A 24,126-nucleotide genomic window follows, 5' to 3' on the forward strand; every position below is an offset into this window, starting at 1 on the left:
CGCTCCCCACGCCCCTTAAAGAATTGATTCTATTTTTATCCAGTTTAATATCAAAGCTGGTAATATTCAATTATATGAAAAACTTAAAAAATCCCGGGAAAAGCCTTCCCGGGGTTTTCATCTCCTTTGTCGATCCGGCCAAAAAGTCAACATCCACTCATCTCAAAGCTGACAGTCACTACCATGTAAATCTTTTTAATAAGCTATTTAACTCTCGAGCCACGTCTGCTAATTTATTTGCATCGCCTTTCACCTTTTCCATGGAATGGTTAGCTTGCTGGGCGGCAGCAGCCGTTTCTTCTATGCCTGCTGCAGATTCTTGAGAAATAGAGGCGATATTCTCAACAACCAGCTGAATAGTGGCAGATTCCCCATTGATCTGTGTGAGATAGTCTGAAATGGCTGCAATCTGTTGGCCCAGAGCAGAAATCGCTTTTGTAATTTCCTCAAATGTCGCCCCGGTCATTTGAATTTGCTCCGCTTCTGCTTCTACTTTCTTGAAGCTATCTGTTAACGATGCTGTCACTTCTTTAGAACCTTGCTGAATATGGCTGACAGTCTGAGTAATGCCGCTAATAGAATGAGTCACTTGTTCTGAAAGCTTACGCACTTCTCCTGCGACTACCGCAAATCCTTTTCCATGCTCTCCTGCCCTGGCCGCCTCAATGGCTGCATTCAGTGCTAGAAGGTTTGTTTGTTCAGCAATGTCATGAATCACCTGCACCATCGTTGAAATCTGCTTTGTTTGCTCGTCTAAATCTTTCACTTGAAGCACCGATGCTTTGACAACCTCCTGAATCGCATGCATATCACGAACAGAGGTATCCATGAACGTTTTTCCTTTAGCCGTTAAATCCAATACCTGCTTTGTTGTTGCTGCCATGTCCTCCCCATTCTGATGTGCATGTTGAATGTTCTTAGAAAATCCGCTCATCTTTTCTGCAAGCTCCGCCGATGAGTGCGCCTGTGTTTCCGCTCCTCCTGACAATTCCTGCATAGTCGCAGCAATCTGTCCGCTCCCTTCGTTCATTTCACTGGAAATATATTCAAGGTCATAGCTTTGCTTGGTAACAATATCGGCCGTAACTGAAATGCGTTCCACTACCTCTTGAAAATTGGAGCGCATGGCTACTATCGCCTTCATTAATAAGCCGATCTCGTCCTTTCTCCTGTTATCTTCAACGGCAGCGTTTAACTTACCTTTGGAAAACTCATCCATAAAATTAGCCGCTTTCTGAATAGGTTCAGCAATGGAGCGGCTGAAAAGAAAAGCAGCAGCCACGGCGCATAATAAGGTGAAGCCGCCGATCATTAATGCCAGCGTGATCATTTTCTGCTGGGCTTCAGCAATAACCGATAGATCCTGTGCAATTTCGATCATGCCAATCACTTCAGTTTTAGTAGGATCAAACATTGGCAGGTATGTATGAAGAAAATTCCCCTTCTTTATAGAAACTTCTTTCCCGGAAAGTACCTTGTCCGTAATCGATGTATCTGTTAATTGTTTTCCCGTATTTTCCTGTACAGATGAAAGAACCACTTCACCTGATGGATTATACAGTTGAATATCCCCTCCTTGCGCTGTCTCCTTTAACTGCTGAAGAAAATTGCTGTCAATTCCCATTTGCAATGTGCCAATGACTTCATGATTAAACATAATGGGCGCAAATGCCCGAACAGCCAGTCCGCTGTTCCCAAATTCAAACCCGGACACACTCTCTCCTTTTAAGGCTTTTTGCACAGCGGGAAGCTTGCTTTTATCATCTCCATGCTTTTCAAGGTTGTGCCCCCTTAGAAATACATTCCCCTTTTTGCTGCCGAACTCAAAAACACTCACGCTATGCTCTTTTTGAAGCCGCTCAAAAACAGGCTGGACTTTCGCAGCGAGCATGGCCCGGTTATTTGTTTTGAACGCTCTGACTAACTCTTCATCTTGTCCATATCTTTTTGTCAAATCTAATAGCTCAGTTGAAGTCCGTTCCAGGCTTTTTACAACTGATTGTTTAGTTGATTGCTCGCTTTGCTGTGTAAACACTGAAAAAGCCCGGTTGGCATGAGACAATAAAACAAAGCTTAACAGCAGCAATGGAATAATAGAAAATGATAATAAAACAACAAACACTTTAGTCCTCAATGATGTCAACTTAAACAAAATGCTTCCTCCTTGCCCTTAAACAGGAACAATTTACTAATCTTTCAAATTGCTCACATTATAACTTATGATCTACTCTTTTTGCATATATAGGTCTTTTTATTTACAAAATCTTAATAAAAGAACTAAAAAAGAAGCCGCTGTTGGCGGCTCCTTGGCAGAGAATCATTCGTTTTTTCTTAAAAAACATTGTATATATTTTCGCACTCTTCACCTGTCGGCTGATAGAAGCAATGAAGCTTATAACGGGCCACAAGCGGCTGATCGTACCATGTCGGCGGGCAATTTCCTTCCGGCCGAAAATACCATAAAGCATATTTCGACGGCCAAATCCTTTCCCCATTAACAGCCCTTCGAGCCAACCTTCTCTCGCTTTCCCGCGGCCGCTGGTAGAAGTATCCTTTTTGTACGGCCTCAAAAGCATGCGGCTGGTATACCATTTGCGGAATCGTACGCAATCCTTTAAAATCCGAGCAATTAGCCCTGATTCTATTGACGCCCACATTGCCAACCATAAGCATTCCTTGTGTTCCTTCACCTTCCGCCTCTGCCCGCAGCAGCCTCGCCAGCAAATCAATATCAGACGCTCTATGTTTTACGACTGCCATGCCTTCACCTCCGCAGCATATCTCTTTTATTATATTCTGCACTCCCCAAATGATGAATCGCCCTCTTCGAAATAAGGCTTGGACAAGCCCTATCCAACGGAGGGGACGAACCAATTATCATTGAGGCGGTTAGACAAAAGATTTCCCGGGCAATGCCCGCTGCAGCTGCGTACCTTGCTTTTTATAAGCTCCTGCACAGCTTTTTGCGGTGTGCAGTCGGATCATGTGGACAGCTTAGACGCTGCTTCATTGTCCAAACCGACTTTCAACTCTTTGACAACCTCTTTTCCAAAATGCCCCAGTGAGCCTTCGCTATAGGAGCGCATCACCTCTGGCGAAAGTGCTCTTAAGGCTCTCTCTGCATATTGAGGGTCTAGCCCCTGCTTCGCAAATTCCGTCTCTATTTCCACAGCTGTTTTCACCGCATAGTACGTAGCCAGCTTGTTAACCTTCATAACCGTCTCTTCGCTATCCCACTTCATTTCTCCAAGGTCAAAAAATAGGTGCTTCACTTGATCGGGGAGCAGCGATTCTGTAATGAACAGGCCTTCCCCTCGTTTAAACAAATCAGCCGCATGTCCCATAAATTTCACTCCCCACACAGATAGCTGCGGAAATTCTTTTTTTATCTCTATTGTATGAAGAGCTGTAGCCATATTGATGATTGCTGTCCCGGAGAATACGCCATTCTCAGCGATCACATCTCGCAAAAAAGGAAGGACTTCTTTTGCTGGAAGAGCCAATACCAGTATATCCAAACCTGACATTTCCTTTTTGTTCATCGTGTATCCGTTCGGGTAGTTTCCCACAAATTGGCGCGCCTTCAGCATTTCAGGATGATATACGCCTATTTCCCGATTCTTTTCACACCAATGATGCATCATAGCTGTTCCTAACATTCCCATACCCGCCAGACCAATTTTTATCTTTTCCATGATTGCCCCAACCTTTTTCTTTATAATGGATCTCCTTATTATTTTGACAAAACCCGCGCTGCTGGTCTACTCTGCAAAAACCGCTAGCAGCTACTGACTTTCCAATCTTTCCAGCGCTTTTTCCTCTGCAGGGATTCTTATAAAAAGCAGCAGGAGGGCATTGGCCACGGAGAAAATCAGAGCCGTTCTCCATGCGCCAAATATAAGCGGAAGAGAGGCGATTTCCATTGCTACCACCACGTAATTAGGATGGGGAATCCAGCGGTATGGCCCGCGTTTCACTTTAGAGGCTCCCGGCAGCACAAGGATTTTTGTATTCCAAAAGGGACCAAGAGAAGCGAGAGACCATACACGGAGAAGTTGAGCAATTAAAAAGCCGGCAAAAAACCATTGCCATCCCGGAGCCAGGTCCATTCCTATGTAGAATACTTCTGCCAGCAAAGAAACAAAGAATAGTACATGGAGCAAAACAATCCACTTATAGTGTTCCGCCCCAAACTCAATCGCTCCCTGCGCTCTCATCCGTTTTTCATTGGATCGAGCATAAATGACCTCTAGCAGCCGTTGAAGAACAACGAATGTAAATACAAGAAAGAAAAGGCTCACTTGTTGATTTCCCCCCACTCCATCCATACCATTTCCGAGCTGAAACCCGGGCCCAAAGCTGTCAGCAGCCCCGTTTCTCCAAGGGACGGGCCGTTCTCGATTACTTCCTTGAGCACGTATAAAACGGTAGGTGAAGACATATTTCCATAGGAAGCTAGCACGTTTCGCGAAACAGCTGTTTTGTCATCTGAGAATCCCAGAGACTGTTCATAAGCATCCAGCACCTTTTTTCCCCCTGGATGAGCAACGAAATGATCAATGTCAGCCAGTTCCTTCCCAAGCTTACTCAGAAAAGAGAGTGCATTAGGCTTTAGCCAGCTCTCTACAATGCTTGGAATATCCCTTGAAAATATAACGTGCAGCCCTTCGTCTTTGATTTCCCATCCCATTACATCCTCTGAATCAGGCATCAGTGTGGATTGGGTGTCTTTCGTAAAAAATCCCTTCCCTGTCACTTTTGCCGCTTCTCCTGTTACCAAGGCACAGGCTACCCCATCAGCAAATAAAGAGGTTCCGATCAGGTTGCTTTTCGACATATCATCGTGCTGAAAGGTGAGGCTGCACAGTTCAATGCAGAGTACAAGCACGTTGGCTTCAGGATAAGCAAGGCAATAGTCATGCGCCCGGCTAATTCCTGACGCGCCGCCCGCGCACCCCAATCCCCAAATCGGAATTCGTTTGGTGTGAGCGGGAAAGTTCAATTGATTCATAATCCGAGCATCGATCGTTGGTGTAGCCATACCTGAACTGGATACAAAGATAAAAGCATCAATGTCTTCTTTATCAACGCCTGCTTCCTGCAAACATTTCTCCACCGCCCGGCTTCCAAGCTGCACCGATTCTTCAATATATTTATTGTTTTTTTCCTCCAATCCCCTTTCTTCTTCAAACCAGGAAAGAGGGGCAGCAAAATAGCGCTTTTCAATTTGGCCGTTGCCAAACACCCGCAGCAGCCGCTCAATATCAGTATAATGCTTTCTAAATAAACTTCTGACTACCTTTACAACTTCCTGCTGATCAAAGCAATACGGCGGATTCTCAGTCACAACATTCCGGATAAACGGCATCTCTCTTCTCATCCCTTCTGACAACCAATGATTTTATCTGTATCTTTCCCTCTTTAATTGTCTCATACACCCTCCTCCCGCTCGTTTTTCATTTGCCGGTTTTCTCGCCTGATCCAAATGTGTATTCTAACGATTTTTTTACGGTCGTTCAGTTCACCATTAAAGAAGGAGATTTCTCAAAGCTGCCGAATAGTATAGGTATCAGTTTGAAAGCGCTTATTTACATAGGAGGATGAGTACGTATGATAAAGACAGTAAATTTAAACGAAGTGATCCGCGGGGAAAGCGCTCCGCCCGCGTGTGATACAACACTCGGTGTAAAAGCATTGGAGGCTGGAGAAGGGTATGCGAAAGGACAATGGATTATTGAGGACCGCCTATTGAATGGGAATGGCGTCATTATGGGAGGATTTGTCGCGGCAGCTGCCGATATTATGATGGCCTATGCTATTACTCCCTTATTAACCGAAGATCAAACATTTGCTTCCATTAATCTGCAAACAACCTTTCACCGTCCGACATTTACAGGCGAAGTAGACATAGAGGTAAAGGTGGAGAAGTTTGGCCGGACTGTTTCTTATCTGACGGCTGATTTAATGCAGAACGGCAAATTAACGGCAAGTGTCACCTCTTCTATTATGATCATGGCTAAAAAGTAATCATTTGCCGGCTTTAGTATGTGAACCGCTAGCAATAGCCCTTCCCCTCTGCGAGTGGGAAGGGCTATTTTTTTAATAAAAGGACCGATTACATCCGGTCGACATACACCGTTTTTACTTGCGTATAGAATTCGATGGCTGTTTTTCCCTGTTCACGTGAGCCGGTGCTGGATGCTTTACATCCGCCAAATGGAACTTGCGGTTCCGCTCCAGCTGTTTCGGAATTCACATGAACAATCCCTGCTTCAATGTCATCCACAAAACGGTTGGCCAGCGTAAGATTATTCGTACAAATCGCTGCACTTAAGCCATATTCTGTATCATTAGCCATATCAATGGCTTCTTCATAGCTATTGACTTTAAATAGCGCAATCACAGGACCGAAAATTTCCTCTTTGGCAATCCGGGCATCTTGAGGAACATTTTCAAAAATCGTCGGCTTCACATAAAATCCGTTGGCCAATTCTTCCTCAGCTGGAGTCTCACCGCCGCATAGCAATGCTGCCTCTTCTTTTCCTGCTTCAATCATTGCCAGCACACCATCACGCTGTCCTTTTGAAACAGCCGGTCCCATAAATGTTTCTGCTTGGAGCGGGTCTCCGACTTTTAGCTCTTTTGTACGCTCCACCAGCCGATCGCGGAAGGCTTCGTAAATTCCTTCTTCAACGATCACACGGCTCGTTGCCGTACATTTTTGGCCAGTAGATTTAAAAGCGCCATTAATCGCAATGCTGACTGACTTTTCAACATCCGCATCAGCAAGAACGATCAGCGGATTTTTTCCGCCCATCTCCAATTGCACTTTCTTTCCGTTGGCTGTTGCTTCTCTTTGGATTTGCAATCCGACTTGGTTAGAGCCAGTAAAGGAAATGGCTTTAATCCCTGGATTTTCCACAAGCTCATTGCCTACTACAGATCCTCTGCCGAATACACAGTTGACAACACCAGCTGGCATACCAGCTTCGTCAAAGGCTTTCATCACATGATAAACGGATTTCGGCGTAAGATCCGCCGGTTTAATCACCACTGTATTTCCATAGATAAGGGCTGGGGCAAGCTTCCAAACCGGAATAGCAATCGGGAAATTCCACGGAGTAATCAGCCCGACCGGCCCAACTGGTACACGATTTGTATACAAAAGCGTCTCCGGGTTTGCCGATGGAATCACATCACCGGTTGGCTGGAGCCCTTCCGCTGCATAATATTCCAAAATGCTGATTGCCCGCTGTGTCTCACCGATTGATTCTGCCAGCGTTTTTCCCTCTTCAAGCGCCAGATCCCGTCCTACTTCTTCTATATTTTCTTTTAAGAACGCTGCAGCTTTGCGAAGATAAGATGCACGCTCTTGAAAAGAGCTTTTTTTCCATGACAAAAACGCTTCCTTCGCAGCCGTTACCGCTTCTTGCACATCTGCTTTTGCACTGGAAGGAAACTCCCCAAGGTTCTCTCCGTTATGGGGACTAGTATTCTCTTTATACTCCCCTGTAGTTGGTTCTTTCCACTGTCCATTGATGTAATTTAAGTAACGCATCATTTCTCCTCCTCTAAAACAATAATCACTTATCCTGCTATATAAAACAGCAATTTGGCATATGTTCCTGTTCGTTTGCTATCTATACTTCACTCGCAAATGAGTGGCAGTTTTCCCCTGACTATGCCGAAAAGTGAGCGGAAGTGCGAATTCTTCATTTGGTAAAAGTGTCGTGAATAGTGGAACTTTTTTTAGTTTAGCATATTTTCAGTTAATAGAAACACGAAAATTTGACTTTGCTATAGAAACCTTCTCTTTAATGTAAAAAAAGAAAAATGCGGATCTTCCTTCTCTTATATCCAAAAACCCCGGAATCAACTGGCTTCACGTAGTGAATTCCGGGATTCAACAGATTTTTATAAATCAGCTTTATGCTTATTCTAGCTCAAGCTGCTTCTCCACAGCTGTCAGTGCCTTGTCTAAAAGGTTAATCATCTTATGAATTTCCTCTTTCGAAATGACTAAAGGAGGAGCGAAAATAAGAGTATCTGCTCCTTCGTAAATAACCCCGCGATGAATAAGCCCGTACTTCATGGACTCTTCTACGATTAGCGGAGAAATCGGTTTGTCAAATCTTTGAGCTGTCTGCTTGTTTTTTACTATTTCAATGGCACCCATCAATCCTAGTGCACGTACTTCTCCTACAATGCTATGTTCTTGTTGCAGCCATTTAAAACCCTTAAGCATTTCCTCGCCCATCACTCTTGAATTCTCCACTAAACTTTCCCGTTCTATAATATCTATATTCTTAAGAGCCACCGCACACGATACCGGGTGACCGCTATATGTGTAGCCATGCATAAACAGCCCTTCCGTCTTTTCAATTAAGTCCTGATGAATTTTCTCTGATAGGATCACTCCGCCCAATGGAGCGTATCCGCTTGTAATTCCCTTTGCCACACTCATAAGATCTGGAATTACACCAAATTGCTCGATTCCGAAATAGGTGCCGGTTCTTCCAAAACCGGTAATCACTTCATCCGCAATAAATAAGATATCGTATTCATCACAAATTTCCCTTACCTCTTTAAAATAATTTTGAGGCGGGAGATGAACCCCTCCTGTTCCCTGTATAGGCTCAGAGATAAATGCAGCAATGGTTTCGGCTCCCTCCGATTCAATAAATGACCGCAAGGCCGCCCCCGTACTTTCCACATAATAAAAATCAGGGGCTAATGAAGTAGTGAAATCACGGAAAGGCTTAAGTCCCGTTGCGCTTGTAGCACCCATAGCAACCCCATGATAAGAACGTTTTCGGGAAATAATTTTTTTCTTTTCTGGCTTTCCTTGTAATTTCCAATAGTGGCGAACCAATTTAAAAGCCGTATCATTAGACTCTGAACCACCGGAAGTAAAAAAGATTGTGTTTAACCCTTCTGGAGTTAATTCAGCAATCTTTGCTGCCAGCCGAATCGCCGGCTCGTGGCTAAATGTTGCAAAACACGAACTAAAACCTAGCCGGGCCATTTGTTCCATAGCTGCTTTTCCCAATTCTTCTCTCCCGTGCCCAATATTGACATTCCAAAGTGAAGAAAGCCCATCAATGACTTTATTTCCATGTATATCTTTTAAATAAATTCCTTCTCCCTTGTCAAAAATAAAAGTTGCACCTTTTTCTTGCTGCTGCTTAATAGGGGAAGTCGGATGCAAAAAATGTTTCTTATCTAGCTCAATCAGCTCACTATATGTGCTTATCATCCCTTGTTCAACTGCTGCATTTGCTTTCTCCATTCTTTCTCCTCCTTTTAATATCTTCCAATTCTCATACTGCTGCTATCTGTACAGGAAACAGTTGCTGCCCATTTTTACTATTGCAAATTGTATGCCAAATCCATCAACATCCCTTTTGCAAGTATGACGGCCATCCCTGATAGATAATGTCACGGAAAATATAAAAAAAGTTGGGCCCGCCTCTCCGGCTTTCCCTACATGAAATAAAAAAAAGCAGCCTTTGGGAAGCCCGCGTCTTCTGGTTCTTTTCAAAATATCCTGGCTATTTTTTCGTCAACTGATACTTTTTTAGCCTTCTCATTAATAAAGATTGGCTAATTCCTAACTCCAATGCCGTTTTTCTAGTAGTATCATATTTTTCATACGCTTGTTCAATGATCTTACGCTCGATCTTCTCAAGTGTCTCTGTTAACGATTGCCCTTTTTCAGCTTCAAGAATGTTCAAGGGGAGTTCTTGCGGTTCATGAAAATGTGTTGATAACTGTTTAGAAGTAATTTCAGATGTCGGTGCGGTAATAACCACGCGTTCTAAGAGGTTTTCTAACTCTCGTATATTGCCAGGCCAATGATAGCTTTGCAGTATTCGAAAAGCTTCTGAAGATAGCTTGCATTGCCGGTCATAACGTTGGTTGAATTTATTCAAATTAAGCTGAAGCAAGTGAAAAATATCTTCTTGTCTTTCACGCAAAGAAGGGACTTTAATGGGCAAAACATTTAACCTGTAATATAAATCCGACCGGAAGGCACCTTCGCTCACTAGCAGCTGCAAGTTTCGATTGGTCGCAGCAACAATTCTGACGTCAGCTATATAAGATTTTGTATCACCAATAGGAGTGTACTTTTTTTGTTGCAAAAATTGCAAAAGCTTAGCCTGTAAATGAATTGGCAGTTCCCCAATTTCATCTAAAAATAACGTTCCTCCGTCTGCCTGGGCAATTAAACCTTTTTTCCCGCCCTTGTCAGCTCCTGTGAAAGCTCCTTTTTTATAACCGAACAACTCAGACTCAATCAATGAGTCGGGCAGTGCGCCGCAGTTGATTTCTACCAGCGGCTTTTGACTGCGCTCACTTAATTGGTGGATTTTTCCCGCTATTTCACTTTTTCCTACCCCTGTTTCCCCAGTAATAAGAACAGTTGTATCGACCAGTGCTGCTTTGTCCATAAGGTTAATCATCGAAAGGGAGGCCTTGCTTTTTCCCACAAAGAATTCATTGGATTCTTCCTTCTTGCTTCTCCTTTTCATCTCCATGATTTCTTGGCTGTATTTTTTTAAAAGCGCCTGCATTTCTTCTAGTTTGGAAGTAGTCCGTACAGTTCCTGTAATATCTCGGCTATGTGTGATGATTAGCTCAATCTCTCCCTCCTCACTTTTAATAGGGTGCCCTGAAACCATGAATTGCCGTTTATTCTCAGTAGATTGCACCGTGCTTACCATTGTTTTTTCTTTTAATACCATGCTAGTGACGGAAGGATTAAAAATCCCCATTTCTTCCAAATCGCTCGAACTCTTTCCAATGATTTCCTCCCTCGACCGGTTAATTAAATTTAGGCAAGATTGATTCACCCACAAAGCTACTCCCCGGCTGTCGGAAATTAGAATTCCATCAGAAATAGCATTTAAAATCTCTCCAAAATACTCCGGCAAATATAAATCTTTTTCTTTTAACACTCTCTTCCCCCCTTTGATTAATGAAAAAGGACAAGCTTGCATTCACTAGCCAGTTTATCACGAATAATTGAAGCGATAAAGAATCAAAAGAACAAATATTCTAAATAGTATGATTTTTTAAGCGGGTATTTGAACCGAAATAAAATCAAGATTGAGTTGCCATCGATTCAAAGCTTGAAATTTAAACTTCAGAACGGGAAAAATTTAATGGATCTCTTCTCTTTTTCCCGAAAAAATGTCCTTAATGTTGGTATGAAATTTGCTTTATATCTGATACAGGAGCGAAAGGGGGAAAATATGCTATTAGTGTCGCTGCCAGATCCATTGCCCGAAAAAGAAAGGGGTTATCTTACTGCATTTGTTTATCCGATGAAAGTGTATTTCCAAGAAAAGTTTTTAAATGCTGCACACGAAATTCCCTTACACAAGATCCAAATTTGGTTGACATATGGCTCTGATATCACAAAAGAAGCACTTAACCAAATGCCTTCATTGAAATGGATACAAGTGTTTCAATCAGGGATTGAAAAAGTTCCTTTGGAAGAATTGAAAAAACGGGGAATTTTATTAACAAACATTAAAGGAATCCATGGCATACCAATGTCTGAGCATGCAATAAGCACCATCTTATATTTCGCTAAAAACCTTGAGAAATATACCTTTAATAAGCAAAAACATCTATGGGATCGCTGCGGCCATGACGATGAAATATACGGAAAAACCATTTCTATCTTCGGGGCTGGCACAGTCGGTACAGCGATTGCAGAAAGATGTTGTGACTTTGGAATGCGTGTTATTGGAGTAAATACGAGCGGTGAACACAAGTCACCTTTCGATGAAATGTACGCTATGAAAGACAAAGAAACGGTATTAAAGACAAGTGATTTTGTCCTGTTATTGCTTCCGAGCATTCCTGAAACCTATCACTGCATCAGCAGGCATGAACTTTCTTTAATGAAAGAAAGCGCTTACTTAATCAACTTGGGACGTGGCTCCCTCATTAATAACCAAGATTTAATACACAGTTTGAAAAGCGGTTCGATTAGAGGGGCTTCACTGGATGTGTTTGAAGAAGAACCCCTTCCAGAAGACAGCCCGCTATGGGAGACTCCCCATCTTCTGATTACGCCTCATATGGCTGCTCGAACATGGCGGTATTACGAAAGAGCTTTGGAGAAATTTGCTCTAAACTTCAACGCGTTTCAACAAGGCGAACAGCCCCCCTATATTATTAATTTGAATAAAGGCTACTGAAATAAAAACTTTATGGAGGCTAATGCATATGAAAAAACCAGAAGTCATACTTGGCAGCCAGCAAAGAAACATTGAAGAAGAGCGGCGATATCGGAAGGAAAGGTTAGCGGCATCTTTTCGTTTATTCGCCAAATATGACTACGACATGGGTGTAGCAGGTCATATTACTGCTCGAGACCCCGAATACTCTGATCACTTTTGGGTAAATCCCTTTGCTATGGATTTTAGTCAAATCAAGGTATCCGACTTGGTACTAGCCAATCACCAAGGGAAAGTAATCCAAGGAAACAAGCCGATTAATAAAGCAGCTTTTGCTATTCATTCAAGAATTCATGAAGCACGCCCTGATGTAATAGCTGCCGCTCACTCTCATTCGATTTACGGAAAAAGCTTTTCATCCCTAGGGAAGCTTCTTGACCCCATCACTCAAGATGCCTGCGCTTTTTATGAAGATCATGGCTTGTTTGATGACTATACAGGAGTGGTACTCGACCTCGAAGAAGGCGAAAGAATAGCAAGGGCGCTAAAAAACTATAAGGCTGTTATTCTTCGTAACCATGGGCTATTAACAGTCGGACGGTCTGTGGAAGAAGCGGCATGGTGGTTTATTTCTATGGAGCGCTCCTGCCAAGCTCAATTGCTAGCTGAATCTGCAGGGAAGCCAATAAAAATTGACCACGAACAAGCACTTAAAACCAGAGGACAAGTTGGCACATTCCAAGCAAAGATCAATTTCGAACCGATGTGGGAACGTATCATAAAACAAGAGCCTGATCTATTAAATTAATGAAGAGGTGCTATTTATGAAAAGAAAAATGTTATTGCCAATCATATCGGGCCTGCTAGTAGTTTTCTTTGCTTTAGCCGGCTGTTCTTCAGGGAACTCAAGTGCTGATGCTGGCGGCAAAAATGGCAAGATAGAGCTTAAATTAACTCATGCTGTACCGGAAGACCATGCCTCCCATTTAGCATTAGTAGCATTCAAAGAGAAACTCGCTGAAAAATCAAACGGGAAAATTGATTTAAAAATCTTTCCTAATGGTCAGCTATATGCTTCGGACCGTGAGGCTGTTGAAGCAACGCAGCTAGGAAATGTAGATATGACGATGGTTGCCACCCCGACAATGGCTAGTTTCGAACCTGCCTTTATGGTATTTGATTTGCCGTTCCTTTTCGACAATAGAGACGAGGCGCACAAAGCTCTAGACGGTGAATTAGGAAAAAAATTGAACGAGCTGCTTCCTTCTCAAAAACTTGTTGGCCTTGGATATGGCGAAAATGGCTTTCGTCAATATTTAAATAACGTGCGCCCGATTCACAAGCCCTCCGATTTCAAAGGATTGAAATTTCGTGTAATTGAAAACAAATTGTATCAAGACGCCTTCGATGAAATGGGAGCAAACTCTTCCCCACTTGCTTTCGGTGAAACTTACTCCGCCCTTCAGCAAAATACCTTTGATGGGATGGATAGCCCGGTTTCGTTAGTTTATGCAATGAAGTTTTATGAAGTACAAAAGTATTTAACTATTGGTGATCAAACCTATGCTCCTCTCATCACAGTCATCAATAAGGAAAAACTAGACTCGATGCCTGAAGATTTAAAAGAGATTCTACTTGCAGAAGCCCAAAAGATGTCCGTTCATCAGAGAGAGTTAGCTTATCAACAAGATACGGAACAATTGAAAAAGCTAAAAGAAGCGGGAATGGAAGTAAATAAACTATCTGATAAAGATAAGAAAAAGTTTAAAAGTCACCTTCAGCCTATCTACGATAAATACAGCGACCAAATCGGAAAAGACTATCTGGATGCAGCAATAGCAGCTGCCAAAGAATAATTAAGTAAAGGGCCGAATAGGGGGAGCAATAAATGATCCGAAAAAGTATACGGGATGCAAAAATTGAAGAATGGCTGCTCGTCGCCTCTTTATTATTGATCATTATTTTAGTATTTACACAAGTCGTTTTCAGATATTTAATTAGTTCTTCTCTTGGATGGAGCGAGGAACTCTCTAGATATGTATTAATTTGGATAGCCTGGATTAGTGCCGCCTATTCGGTTCGAACTCAAAAGCATATTCGGGTAGAACTGATAAAAAACATTTGCAATGAGCCTTTACGAAAAATCATTGAGCTCATTGCACTCGTTCTTTGGTTCTTCTTCGCTCTATTTCTTGTTGCCAATGGAACTCAGCTCATCTTAAATATTCATGGAACCGGCCAAGTCAGCCCTTCTAATGGCATTCCAATGTGGATCGTTTATCTAGCCGTACCAATTGGAGGAAGTCTGATGGCATTAAGACTCATCCAGCAGGCGGTTTACATTTTCAAACCGCACCTGCACGAAGAGGAGGCGGAAAATTGACAACGATCGCATTATTTTTATCTCTGTTTCTATTAATTGCTTTAAGCGTTCCGATCGGTATTGCGATCGGGCTATCTACTTTATTTACTGCCCTGTTTTTCACCGACAGCATTCCTGTCATGACCTTGACCCAAAAAGTCTTCACATCTCTTGACTCTTTTCCAATTATGGCTATTCCCTTTTTTATGATGGCCGGGATTTTAATGGGAAAAGGCGGTGTCTCCAAAAGACTGCTTGATTTTGCCGGCTCCTTGGTAGGGTTTGTAGCGGGTGGCCTGGCAATGGTAACTGTCCTTACCTGCATGTTCTTCTCAGCCATCTCTGGTTCGGGACCGGCCACCGTAGCAGCCATCGGTTCGTTTATGATTCCAGCAATGGAGCGGGAAAAATACGGACGGGGATTTGCAGCGGCCATTACAGCTTCTGCCGGAGCAATCGGTGTCATTATTCCGCCGAGCATCCCCTTTGTTTTATACGGAGTCATTGGCGGAGTATCCATTGGAAGCTTGTTTCTTGCAGGAATCCTTCCTGGGATTATGATTGGCCTATCTTTGATGATCGCCTCTTATTTCATTATTAAACGAAAATCTGTAAAAAACGCAGAAAATACAGCCAGTCAATTTAACGTGCTTGATGAGACTTCTGTAACCATTGAACAAATGAATGTAAAAAGAATCAGCTTTAAGCATGTTCTTCAAACATTTTATGAGGCAAAGTGGGCTCTTCTAACCCCAGTTATCATCCTCGGAGGCATTTATGGAAGCATCTTTACCCCGACTGAATCGGCAGCTGTAGCCATTATGTATGGTTTAATTGTAGGCAAATTTATTCATAAAGAATTAAGCTGGAAAGATGTATATGATAGCGCCCTGGAAACCATCCAAGTTATCGGAGCGACATTATATATGATCGGCTTGTCTATTGCCTTCGCCTATGTGTTAAATATTGAACAAATTCCGCAGCAAATCGCTGACTTCATTTTAGGATTCTCTACGAACGTGTATGTTGTTTTATTGCTGATTATTTTATTTTTGCTCGTGGTAGGCGCTTTTTTAGATACGATTGCAGCATTAGTTATTCTAACCCCTATCTTGCTGCCGATTGTCACACAAATTGGCGTTGATCCCGTTCACTTTGGAGTTATTCTGGTGACAGCCCTTGCTATTGGATTTATTACTCCGCCCGTGGGCGTCAATCTATTTGTCGCTTCTGCTATAGGAAACATTTCTATTGAAAAGATCGCTGTTGCGGCAATACCGTTATTTATTGTCATGCTGGCAATATTATTTTTATTAAGTTATGTTCCTTTTTTTTCCACCTTCCTGCCGAGCTTGTCCACCTAACTCAAAAACAAAAATGCTTCACGAACGATGGAGGTTTTTCACATGATGACTCACCTGTACGCAGACACAGTATTTCATAACGGCTTCATTGCCTCAATGGACAGTAAGCAAAACACGTACGAGGCGATGGCGATAAAAGATGGCAAGATTCTCTCCCTTCATACAGATCTATTGATTAAAGAATATATCGGACCTGATACTAACGTAATTGATTTAGAGGGAAAAACTGTTCTCCCCGGCTTTATTGATGCTCATCAGCATATGTTTAATACAGGATTTAATTTATTGAATGTGAATTGTGATTGCTCTTCTGCCGCTGAACTCATTTATGCCATAAAAGAACGGGCAAATGAAATCGGTCCAGATGACTGGATTATCGGATGGGGCTACAACGAATCAAACTTCACACATGACGAACCAATTAATAAGCACTCTCTTGCGGGGATCAGCAATCCCGTGTTCATTTCAAGATACTGTTTGCATACCGCCGTCGTCAATGAACGAGCACTTCAACTAGCAAATATCTCTAAAGACTCGCAAGTTGAAGGAGGAATCATTGAAAAAGATGAATCTGGAGAATTAACTGGCGTTCTGAAAGAAAGAGCCATGGACCTAGTAAAGAACGCCCTGCCTTCCTATGATGAGGAATCTCTTAAAAAAATGCTTTTACGAGCAAACGAAGAGTATATTCGTTATGGCATCACTAGTGTACATGAAACAGGTCTTGGATTCTTTTCCGGCTCCATGAATGAATTTAAGGTGTTGCAGCAATTGCAGGAAGACAAGAAATTAAATGTCAGAATATACGCCATGATTCTTACGGATTTCTTTGATTATCTGAACGGAATGAAACTGCAGGGTAACTTCGGCAATGAATACTTGAAGATAGGGTCTGTTAAGCTGTTTTGTGATGGAACATTAGGGGGACAAACAGCCGCCTTATCAAGCCCTTACCTTAACTCAGACAGCAACCAAGGCTTGTATATGTATTCTGATGATGAACTGGAGCGGAGAATTATAGATGCTCATGAAGCAGGATACCAGATTGCTGTTCATGCAATGGGAGATGCAGCCATCGAAAAAATCCTGCTGCTGTTTGAAAAAGCCTTGAAAAAGCACCCAAGAAAAGATCACCGTCATCGCATTGAGCATGCTGCTGTAACAAGAGAAGATTTGATCCAAAAGATGAGTGATCTTTCTGTCATCCCTATCCCCCAATACGGGCTTATTTATGAAATGGGCGACATTTATATGAAAGTTTTAGATGAACCGGCTTATAACTATGTATTTGCCAGTAAAATCTTTTATGATAAAGGACTACAACCAGCAGGGAGCTCTGATAGCCCGGTGATTCATTTCTCACCTTTACATGGTATTTATTCAGCTATGAGCCGAAAAACAAAAAGCGATACAACTTATCTTCCAGAACAAAGACTTAGCTTGCTGGAAGCTATTGAAACCTATACTGTATTCGCTGCTCGCGCTGCTTTTGACGAAAAAATAAAAGGAACCTTGGAAATCGGAAAACTGGCTGACATGGTGGTTCTTCCCGCTAACTTTTTGCAGTTTAGTGCGGATCAAGTTCGAGACACCAAAGTAGATATGACTATTATTGGCGGTGATGTCGTTTTTCAGCATGAAAGGAGCTATCACAATGGTTGAAAAGACACTGTCTATAAATCTTTGCAGGCTTATGGAAACCATTCAAATGAGCGGCCAAATTGGCAGTCTGGATAAAGGAGGGCTTTGTCGTTTAGCTTTGACTGATGAAGACAAGCAAATGCGGGATTTGTTTGTTAAATGGCTGAAAGAGGCAGACTTGGCTGTACGATTTGATGATTTTGGCAACATTTATGGCAGAAAGGAAGGAACAAATCCTACAGCAGCTGCTATTCTTATTGGCTCCCATCTGGATACACAACCAGAGGGCGGCCGGTACGATGGCATATTAGGCGTATTATCCTCTCTTGAAGTACTACGTACATTGAATGAACAGCCTATTGACCTAGAGCGTCCCGTTGAGATCGTTTGTTTTACCAATGAGGAGGGCGCTCGATTCGAGCCTCCGATCATGGGTGCCGGCGGCCTGGCTGGCGTGTTTGAGAAATCATTTATTTTTAATTGTACAGATAAGGACAACAAAACCTTCGGAGAAGAATTGGAAAGAATCGGCTACAAAGGGTCTCAAAAAAATCGGATTGATGGCATTTTCAGCTTCATTGAGTTGCATATTGAACAAGGTCCCGTTCTCGAATGCGAAAATGTTGATATTGGAATAGTTACCGGCATACAAGGAATGAATTGGTTAGAAGCTAAAGTAATCGGCCAAGCTGACCATGCAGGACCCACCCCCATGTCTATGAGAAAAGATGCTCTTGCTGCTGCCTCTAAAATGATCACGGAAATTCAACAGATTGTAACAGAACAAGACACAGAAGCTACCGCAACCGTTGGACGTTTATCATTAGTCCCAAATTCGATCAACTGTGTTCCTGGAGAAGTAACATTCTCTATTGATATTAGACATTCAGATGACCGAATACGTAAACACTTGCATTCAGAGGTTCTGCAAAGAATCAGTACTATTGCGGTGATAGAGAATGTTCAAATTGAAGTGAAGGAAATTTGGGAAACAGATTCCAGTCATTTCTCACAGGAGTTAATTGACTGTATGACAGAACAAGCGAGGCTTTTAGGTTACAGCACAAAGAAAATGATCAGCGGGGCTGGCCACGATGCTAAATACATAAACAAACTAGCAAATACAGCCATGATCTTTGTTCCCAGTGCTGGAGGGAAAAGCCATTGTCAAGAAGAGTTCACAGAGGAAGCAGCTATTGAAAAAGGGGCAAATTTGCTACTACGCATTGTACAAAAACTTGCTGGCGGGGATAAATAAGGAATCAAAAAATGAACCTCCTTCAAAGCCGCTTAGCCGGCCCATAAAAAAAGCTAGCGAAAGATCTTTTCTCAATCTTACGCTAGCCTTTTTTTAGCCTCTCCCCTGCTATTGAACAGGTTCGTATCCTTTCTCTTCTCTCTTTCCCTTTACTTTATCGATCTTATCAATAAACATTTGAAATACTTTTTTCTTTTCTTCCAGATCCGTGATTTCTACTTTCAGTTGATTGAACCTCTTCTCAAACGGGGCATGATAGAGCTCGCGGATGCTGTGAATAATATCCTCATTGATCGTTGACTGGATCACCTGTTTCGTAATGCTGAATTTATAGGAATAAATTTGCAGTTCCCGCTTCACCTCTTCATATTGTTTATCTATCTCATTGAGCAGTTCATCGATTTCCTGTTTCCATTCATCTAGAGATTTTTTTACATGTTCCTCCATACTTAGACTCCTTTTATACGTCGTAGTAGATCTTGATTTAATGACTATTTTTCATTGTATCAATTGGAGTTTTCGCCCCTATTTCTATGAAATTACATTGGAATGAAAAATAAGTAACAACCAAAGCATCTTCAAAACATTTACAGAAAAAGCGGAGTCACAAACAGAACGAGCCTTTTATCGTTAATGATATACAAAGATGCATAGTCAAAAATCTCTCATCAAAAGCGGAACGGTTTAGCAGCAGCCTTTATTCGTCTTGACAATTCCAGTGCTTTCCATAGATGATATGATTATAGAAGAAACTGGTTTGTTTTTGTCTGATAGTTTAAATAGATAGGAGTTTAGGCATTGAAAGCAATAAGATACGCCTTCATTACAGTCGGAGTGCTGTTCTTGTTAACAACCGTGGCCGTTACCCCGTGGGCAGCAGCCGGCCTGTTTTTATTTCTTTATGGCTGCTATCAGCTGACTAAGCAGCGAAACGGAAAACCGCATCTGCCAAAGCCGCGCTGGATTGCAGCTTTTGGCATTTTGCTGTCCGTCATTCTCGCTTTCATTTTTGTTGAACCTGTGGAGGAAGCAACACACAAACCAATTGAAACCGAGGAGAAAGCAACGGATCACAAGCAAGAAAAGCTGACGAAGAAGGAAAAAGAGTTAGCAGAAAGAGAACAGGCACTTGCGAAAAAAGAAAAAGAGTTAGCCGAAAAGGAAAAGCTGAAAGAACAGAAGAAAGAAGCCGACAAGGAAAAAGCACTCCCTGCCGACTCCCCCTCCTCAGGACTGATTTCTGCTTCTGTGACAAGAGTAGTTGACGGGGATACGATCAAAATCACGATCGATGGCCGCCAGGAAACCGTTCGCCTGATTTTAGTCGATACACCTGAAACGAAGCACCCGCGCCTCGGCGTTCAGCCGTTCGGACAAGAAGCTTCGGCTTTCACAGAAGAGCATTTGTCGGGAAAGGAAATCAAGATTGAACCGGGCATCCAGGAACGCGACCGTTATGGACGATTGCTTGCTTACGTGTATATTGACGGGCAAATGTTTAATCAGCTGCTTCTTGAACAAGGACTGGCGCGGGTAGCCGTCTACCCGCCAAACACCCAACACCTTGATGAAATGAAAGAAATCGAAGCTGCTGCCAAAGCGAAGAAAATCGGCATTTGGTCCATTGAAAATTACGCAGATGACGACGGTTATCATGCTAACGAAACGAAGCAGCAAGCACCGGCCGACAAGCCCCCATCAGCGCCTCCTGCTCCGCAACCGGAGCCAGCACAGCCGGCTGATTCTGAGTCTTACCAAAACTGTACGGAGCTCAGAAAAGTGCACCCGGACGGTGTACCTGACAGCCACCCGGCGTATGAATCCAAACACGATCGTGATAACGACCGGTGGGCTTGCGAAAGATAAATCATAAGAGCCTCTGCAAACAAGCTGCCCGTTTGTTCAGAGGCTCTTTTTGTTAACTTAATCAGACACCAATCGGACGAGTACGCTTTTGTCTCAGTTTAATGTCAGCCTGTTCTCTGGCTGCTGTCTGTCCTTCGATTTCATGGAGAATGTCTTCAAGCGACGTGACCACTCCTTTATCGTCCTTATACATCACATGCTTAGGCTGAAAATGAACAGGGGAGTCTAAGCCAGCTGCCGCTGCCAGGCGAAACAGCCCTTCGCGGAGAGTGATTAAATAATTGGCGGTCCGGTACTTTTTCTCGTCGATCACGAGTGCTTTTTGCAAATCCGGATCAGTCGTGGCCACTCCTACCGGGCAAATATTCGATTGGCACTTCAACGTCTGAATACAGCCTACAGTAATCATAAAGCCGCGGGCGATGTTTACAAGATCAGCCCCCATCGCTAAAGCAATCGCAATCCGATCAGCGGTAAACAGTTTGCCGGAAGCGATAATTTTCACCCGGTCACGCACGCCGTACTTCTTTAAGGTGGCTGCGAGAATCGGCAGGGCTGACTTAATCGGCAGTCCTACACTGTCAATTAACTCCTGATAAGAAGCACCTGTCCCGCCTTCTCCGCCGTCCACTGTGATAAAATCCGGGCCTTTCCCTGTTTCCTTCATATATTTAGCCAGCTCCTCGGCGCTATCATTGCCGCCGATGACAATTTTCATCCCGACCGGTTTTCCTGTGTGGGCGCGGATTTTCTCAATAAATTCGCAGATAGATGGCACATCGGCAAACTCCCGGAAACGGTTAGGGCTGTCAATCGATTGGTACGGTTCCACTTTCCGTATGGCCGCAATCTCCGGTGTCACCTTTTCCGCATCAATATGTCCTCCCCGTGTTTTTGCCCCTTGAGCCAGTTTAATTTCAAATGCCTTAATTTCAGGAATTTCACTTTTGCGCTTGAGCTCTTCCCAGTCGACTCCTCCTTGTTTGTCACGAATACCGAATAAGCCGGGTCCGATCTGCATAATAATATCGACGCCGCCTTTTAGATGATAAGGAGACAATCCCCCTTCTCCTGTATTCATCCATGCCCCTTTTGCCAGAGCCAGCCCTTCTGACAAGGCGGTAATGGCACGGTCACCCAGCGATCCGTAACTCATTGCTGACATTCCAATCTGACCCTTAACCACAAAAGGATGTTCGAGAGCCGGCCCGATCACGACTGCCTCATCATCATGCAATAAATAGGCATTCGCTTCTTCATCCTCCCTTTTCTCCTCTCTTTGCGCGAAAAGCGGGTCCTTTAACAAAATGTATTTTTTCGTTAAGACTTTGCCTTCTTTATCTACTTTTAATTCCTCATTTAACTTCGGAAACATATCATTCCGAATAAAAAAGCCTTCTTCTTCAAAATTGCGCTTGGAACCAAATCCGATAACATCCCGGCTGTATTTCGCACTTTTGACGATATGCTCGTAATCATCCCGTGAGAACGGCCGGCCTTCCGTATCACTGTTAAACCAATACTGGCGCATCTCAGGACCAATCTTTTCGAAAAAATAACGGATTCTTCCAAGCAGCGGATAATTCCGTAAGATCGAATGGCTTTTCTGGCTTCTGTCAAAAGCCAGCATATATATTAGAAAAGCAATCAGTACGATAAGAATCACCGCGAGCAGCACAGAGCCCAGCACGATCAAAAAATCTGCCACGTTCATTTTTATCCCTCCAAATCGTTAGCTTTTATTTAGTTTTAAATTACTCTAACTTAAGAAAATATATACAACCGCGTTTCCTGCGCTTTTTATTCATTTGTCCGTGCGCTTATCTTCCTGAGAAAGTGGCCTGGCTGTATGGCAGATCAAACAAAATAAACATCCTCCATTCCCGAGTGCCTTAGGAATGAAGGATGCCTTTTCTTGGCATATATTGAATACGCGTTAAAGCGATGAGTTTGTAAACAAGATGCTGTACGCCTCTTTTTTGTAAATGAAAAATCTTTCATAACACTACAACACCAGCTTTACAGACAGCTCCTCTGCCCGTCACAGCTCTTCCGTTGTATCAATCCGTTCAGAGCATGTATAAACATTAAATGACTGGTTGCGGATAAACCCTACTGTGGTGATCCCTAATTCTTCCGCCAGCTGGAGAGCCAATTCAGTAGGGGCCGACTTTGTCAGAACCATTTCACAGCCGATTTTAGCAACTTTTGATAAAATCTCTGAAGATAGCCGGCCGCTGAAGACAAGCACTTTGTCTCTGATCGTAATTTCATTTCTTAAGCAGTATCCGTAAATTTTATCAAGAGCATTATGGCGCCCAATATCCATCCTGTTCAAAATCATCCCCTGCTTGTCGCATAGGGCTGCATTATGGACGCCTCCCGTTTCGCGAAAAAGGGCAGCTGATTCCTGCATTTCCGCCATCAGCCGAAAGCAATCCGCAGGAGTAAGGGTCACGTGAACGCCCGTCATTTTTTTAGCGGTCAGAGCATCATTGACAAAAACAAATCCTTGCCGGCTCATCCCGCAGCAAGAAGTGATATATCTCTTGCTTTGAAAGCGCTGCGAATAAGGGTTCGCTTTATCTGTCTCGACATACACATAGCCTTCTTTTTCCTGCACCCTTATATCAGTAATGTCTTCACGGCGGCGGACGATGCCTTCTGATGCCAAATAGCCGATCACCATATCTTCGATGTATTCCGGTGTACAGACCATCGTCACAAACTCTTCGCCATTCACTTTGATGGTCACCGGATATTCTGTTACAATGCGGTCCTCTATCTCTTCCACCTGTCCATTTGCGAAGCGGAGAATGCTCCGTGTCACCTCTGTCTTGTTCATTTGCCCTCACCTTCTAAACAAATATTTTTATCGAAGACAAATACAGAAACAGCCATATCTTCCTCTACCTTAATATCGGAAAACAAATGAACGAGCTTGGCCCCCACAAGCTCCTCGAGTCCCTCTGGCGGATTGGAGGCATAGACTTCTTGAATCAATTTTGTCCTGGCCGCATGCACCATTTCTTTTCCTTCCGGTGTCTTGGCGATAAACTTTTCTGTCGGCGTCAAGTTGCCGTATAAAGTGGAAATAGCCATATTTTCCACAAATATACTGTGAATCCGCTCCGGTCCTTTTCCCAGCAAATCCTTGCGCAGTTTGCGAATGATATCATTAAATTGATGGATTTTTTTAGACATATTATTGATCTCCCTGCTGTCGCCTTTTTCATAAGCCCTGTTCAATCCAAAAGCGAAACCGTGCTCATGAATGAGCAGAAACAATAGGAATCGGTCCCTGGATTGAACTTGGAAGTTCCTTTTGTTTAAAAATAGTACACCTTGTTTATTTCGAGTGCAAACACTATAATAACAAGGAAGGATTCAGATCATAATTCATTGTTCTGGCTCTTTCCTATTTTAACATTTAAATGGATTGGC

Annotated in this window: 21 protein-coding genes; 9 read left to right on the forward strand and 12 right to left on the reverse strand. The window is 42.9% G+C overall.

Annotation, left to right across the window (positions count from 1 at the left end; translation table 11 throughout):
* Positions 1–178: 178 nt before the first annotated feature.
* From BBA02S_RS21745 to BBA02S_RS09920, 5 genes are all read right to left on the reverse strand, one after another.
* Positions 179–2,152, reverse strand: a complete 1,974-nt coding sequence (locus BBA02S_RS21745) for a methyl-accepting chemotaxis protein (protein WP_052477216.1) — start codon at positions 2,150–2,152, stop codon at positions 179–181.
* 179 nt (positions 2,153–2,331) lie between these two features.
* Positions 2,332–2,760 carry a cell wall hydrolase gene (locus tag BBA02S_RS09905; protein WP_041099443.1) on the reverse strand — a complete coding sequence of 143 codons (429 nt, stop codon included), beginning with the start codon at positions 2,758–2,760 and terminating at the stop codon, positions 2,332–2,334.
* A gap of 221 nt (positions 2,761–2,981) precedes the next feature.
* Positions 2,982–3,695, reverse strand: a complete 714-nt coding sequence (locus BBA02S_RS09910) for an NAD(P)-binding domain-containing protein (protein ID WP_231557128.1) — start codon at positions 3,693–3,695, stop codon at positions 2,982–2,984.
* A gap of 90 nt (positions 3,696–3,785) precedes the next feature.
* Entirely contained in the window at positions 3,786–4,301 is a 516-nt protein-coding gene (locus BBA02S_RS09915; RefSeq protein WP_041113029.1) for an isoprenylcysteine carboxyl methyltransferase family protein, read from the reverse strand.
* On the reverse strand, positions 4,298–5,368 hold the full coding sequence (locus tag BBA02S_RS09920) for a type III polyketide synthase (RefSeq protein WP_041113028.1): 1,071 nt from the start codon (positions 5,366–5,368) through the stop codon (positions 4,298–4,300). The genes BBA02S_RS09915 and BBA02S_RS09920 overlap by 4 nt, the downstream gene beginning before the upstream one ends.
* Positions 5,369–5,610: 242 nt before the next feature.
* Here BBA02S_RS09920 and BBA02S_RS09925 point away from each other — a divergent pair, with 242 nt between their 5' ends.
* On the forward strand, positions 5,611–6,027 hold the full coding sequence (locus tag BBA02S_RS09925; RefSeq protein ID WP_041099437.1) for a PaaI family thioesterase: 417 nt from the start codon (positions 5,611–5,613) through the stop codon (positions 6,025–6,027).
* A gap of 88 nt (positions 6,028–6,115) precedes the next feature.
* Here the strand turns inward: BBA02S_RS09925 and BBA02S_RS09930 are convergent, their stop codons facing one another.
* From BBA02S_RS09930 to BBA02S_RS09940, 3 genes are all read right to left on the reverse strand, one after another.
* The gene (locus tag BBA02S_RS09930; RefSeq protein ID WP_041113027.1) at positions 6,116–7,558 is read right to left on the reverse strand and encodes an aldehyde dehydrogenase family protein; all 1,443 of its coding nucleotides are present in this window, start codon (positions 7,556–7,558) and stop codon (positions 6,116–6,118) included.
* A 375-nt stretch (positions 7,559–7,933) separates the two neighbouring features.
* Positions 7,934–9,289, reverse strand: a complete 1,356-nt coding sequence (locus tag BBA02S_RS09935; RefSeq protein WP_231557127.1) for an aminotransferase family protein — start codon at positions 9,287–9,289, stop codon at positions 7,934–7,936.
* Positions 9,290–9,551: 262 nt separating this feature from the next.
* Positions 9,552–10,958, reverse strand: a complete 1,407-nt coding sequence (locus BBA02S_RS09940; protein ID WP_052475246.1) for a sigma-54 interaction domain-containing protein — start codon at positions 10,956–10,958, stop codon at positions 9,552–9,554.
* A gap of 297 nt (positions 10,959–11,255) precedes the next feature.
* On the opposite strand from BBA02S_RS09940, the gene BBA02S_RS09945 reads away from it, so the two are divergent.
* From BBA02S_RS09945 to BBA02S_RS09975, 7 genes are read left to right on the forward strand one after another with little or no spacing between them, the layout of a single operon-like run.
* The gene (locus BBA02S_RS09945; RefSeq protein WP_169799355.1) at positions 11,256–12,212 is read left to right on the forward strand and encodes a D-2-hydroxyacid dehydrogenase; all 957 of its coding nucleotides are present in this window, start codon (positions 11,256–11,258) and stop codon (positions 12,210–12,212) included.
* Positions 12,213–12,240: 28 nt separating this feature from the next.
* Positions 12,241–12,999, forward strand: a complete 759-nt coding sequence (locus tag BBA02S_RS09950; protein ID WP_197072547.1) for a class II aldolase/adducin family protein — start codon at positions 12,241–12,243, stop codon at positions 12,997–12,999.
* A gap of 16 nt (positions 13,000–13,015) precedes the next feature.
* Entirely contained in the window at positions 13,016–14,047 is a 1,032-nt protein-coding gene (locus BBA02S_RS09955) for a DctP family TRAP transporter solute-binding subunit (protein ID WP_231557126.1), read from the forward strand.
* A 32-nt stretch (positions 14,048–14,079) separates the two neighbouring features.
* Positions 14,080–14,574: a TRAP transporter small permease gene (locus BBA02S_RS09960; RefSeq protein WP_041099431.1), complete on the forward strand. Its 495-nt coding sequence runs from the start codon at positions 14,080–14,082 to the stop codon at positions 14,572–14,574.
* Positions 14,571–15,917, forward strand: coding sequence for a TRAP transporter large permease (locus BBA02S_RS09965; protein WP_041113026.1), 1,347 nt, complete (start codon positions 14,571–14,573; stop codon positions 15,915–15,917). Before BBA02S_RS09960 ends, BBA02S_RS09965 begins: the two co-directional genes overlap by 4 nt.
* A 42-nt stretch (positions 15,918–15,959) precedes the next feature.
* Positions 15,960–17,579: an amidohydrolase gene (locus tag BBA02S_RS09970; protein WP_052477213.1), complete on the forward strand. Its 1,620-nt coding sequence runs from the start codon at positions 15,960–15,962 to the stop codon at positions 17,577–17,579.
* Complete coding sequence (locus tag BBA02S_RS09975) at positions 17,572–18,816, forward strand: M20 family metallo-hydrolase (RefSeq protein ID WP_041099427.1); 1,245 nt, start codon at positions 17,572–17,574, stop codon at positions 18,814–18,816. The genes BBA02S_RS09970 and BBA02S_RS09975 overlap by 8 nt, the downstream gene beginning before the upstream one ends.
* A gap of 108 nt (positions 18,817–18,924) precedes the next feature.
* Here BBA02S_RS09975 and BBA02S_RS09980 read toward each other — a convergent pair whose 3' ends face one another.
* Entirely contained in the window at positions 18,925–19,263 is a 339-nt protein-coding gene (locus BBA02S_RS09980; RefSeq protein ID WP_041099425.1) for a hypothetical protein, read from the reverse strand.
* A gap of 351 nt (positions 19,264–19,614) precedes the next feature.
* Between BBA02S_RS09980 and BBA02S_RS09985 the strand changes: the two genes are divergently transcribed.
* Positions 19,615–20,682 (forward strand): thermonuclease family protein, encoded by a 1,068-nt coding sequence (locus tag BBA02S_RS09985; protein ID WP_052477212.1) that lies wholly within the window; start codon positions 19,615–19,617, stop codon positions 20,680–20,682.
* A gap of 61 nt (positions 20,683–20,743) precedes the next feature.
* Here BBA02S_RS09985 and BBA02S_RS09990 read toward each other — a convergent pair whose 3' ends face one another.
* The 3 genes from BBA02S_RS09990 to BBA02S_RS10000 form a co-directional block, all read right to left on the reverse strand.
* A complete protein-coding gene (locus BBA02S_RS09990) occupies positions 20,744–22,396 on the reverse strand; it encodes an FMN-binding glutamate synthase family protein (protein WP_052477211.1) in 1,653 nt (550 codons plus the stop codon).
* Between the two features lie 327 nt (positions 22,397–22,723).
* Positions 22,724–23,527: a formate dehydrogenase accessory sulfurtransferase FdhD gene (gene fdhD / locus BBA02S_RS09995; RefSeq protein WP_041099423.1), complete on the reverse strand. Its 804-nt coding sequence runs from the start codon at positions 23,525–23,527 to the stop codon at positions 22,724–22,726.
* Positions 23,524–23,886, reverse strand: coding sequence for a Na-translocating system protein MpsC family protein (locus BBA02S_RS10000; RefSeq protein WP_041100249.1), 363 nt, complete (start codon positions 23,884–23,886; stop codon positions 23,524–23,526). The genes fdhD and BBA02S_RS10000 overlap by 4 nt, the downstream gene beginning before the upstream one ends.
* Positions 23,887–24,126 lie beyond the last annotated feature (240 nt).

The sequence above is a fragment of the Bacillus badius NBRC 15713 genome, from assembly GCF_001591605.1.
In the GTDB taxonomy this organism is placed as follows: Bacteria; Bacillota; Bacilli; order Bacillales; family Domibacillaceae; genus Pseudobacillus; species Pseudobacillus badius.